Genomic DNA, 1,420 nt, shown 5'->3' on the forward strand with positions numbered 1-1,420 from the left:
CGGCTTGCCCGTCCGCGCGGACACCAGCGCCAGCGCGGCGGCGAGGTCCGACGCCGGCTCGGTGATCCGCACGCCGCCGACGGTCGAGGCGTAGACGTCCTGGTCGGCGAGCCGCAGGCCGCCGTGCCGCTGGAGCACGGCGAGGATCATCGCCAGCCGGCTGGAGTCCACGCCGCTGGTGGCACGGCGCGGGTTGTTCAGCGGGCTCGGCGCCACCAGGCCCTGCACCTCGACGGCGAGCGGGCGCCGCCCCTCCAGCGTCACCGTGATGCACGAGCCGGCGACCCCCGAGCCCGCGTGGGACAGGAACAGCCCGGACGGGTCCGGCAGCCCGACGATCCCGTCCTCCGACAGGTCGAAGCAGCCCACCTCGTCCGTGGGGCCGTACCGGTTCTTCACCGCACGGATCATGCGCAGGCGGGAGTGCCGGTCGCCCTCGAACTGGCAGACCACGTCCACCAGGTGCTCGAGCGTGCGGGGGCCGGCCACGGAGCCGTCCTTGGTCACGTGCCCCACGAGGATCGTGGGGATCTGCCGCTCCTTGGCCACGGCGATCAGCGCTGCCGCGACCTCCCGGACCTGCGAGACGCCGCCCGGGGCCCCGTCCACCTGCGCGGACGCGATGGTCTGCACCGAGTCGACGATGAGCATGTCGGGCTGGTTCGCCTCCAGGTGGCCGAGCACCGTACCCAGGTCGGTCTCGGACGCGAGCAGCAGCGTGGGCGACAGCGCGCCGATCCGCTCGGCCCGCAGCCGCACCTGGCCGGCCGACTCCTCGCCCGTCACGTACAGCACGGTGCGGGGCGACTCGAACCCGTCGGGGCCCAGTGCGCCGTCGGCCACGTTGCTCGCGACCGAGAGCAGCAGGGTCGACTTGCCCACGCCCGGCTCACCGGCGAGCAGGATCACCGCGCCGGGCACCAGGCCGCCGCCGAGGACGCGGTCGAACTCGCCCACGCCCGTCGGGTTGGCGCGCGCGGACTCCACGTCGATCTCGGCGATGGGGCGCGCCGGCGCCCGCGCCGGGGACACGGCGGCCGTGCGGGGGCCGGTCGCGGCAGCTCCGTCCTCTACTACCGTGCCCCACTCCTGGCACTCCCCGCAGCGGCCGACCCACTTGACGGTGGTCCAGCCGCACTCGGAGCACCGGTACGCGGGCCGGGCCTTCTTGGAGGTCGATGAGGTCACGGGGGAACCGTACGTGGCACCACTGACACAGGCCCGAAGATCACCCCCCGCGAGCCCTCTGACCACGCCGCGCGGACCGCCTCCGGCAGGTAGTTTGCGACCATGCCGGCCACCGACGGGCGCAGGGTGCGCCAGGACGGGTCGCGCACCGGCCCAGCACACCCGACCGTCCCTCTGCCCACCGTCCCCGCCCGCCCCGCACCCGTCCGCCAGGCGCCCATCCGCCCCGCCG

Annotated in this window: 1 protein-coding gene; it reads right to left on the reverse strand. The window is 75.1% G+C overall.

Translation table 11 applies throughout. The annotated features are described in order from the left end of the window. A partial coding sequence (radA, locus tag PROKR_RS15225) for a DNA repair protein RadA (protein WP_036964679.1) occupies positions 1-1,188 on the reverse strand: 1,188 nt, incomplete at its 3' end. Between the last annotated feature and the right edge of the window lie 232 nt (positions 1,189-1,420).

Source organism: Promicromonospora kroppenstedtii DSM 19349 (assembly GCF_000515355.1).
GTDB lineage: Bacteria > Actinomycetota > Actinomycetes > Actinomycetales > Cellulomonadaceae > Promicromonospora > Promicromonospora kroppenstedtii.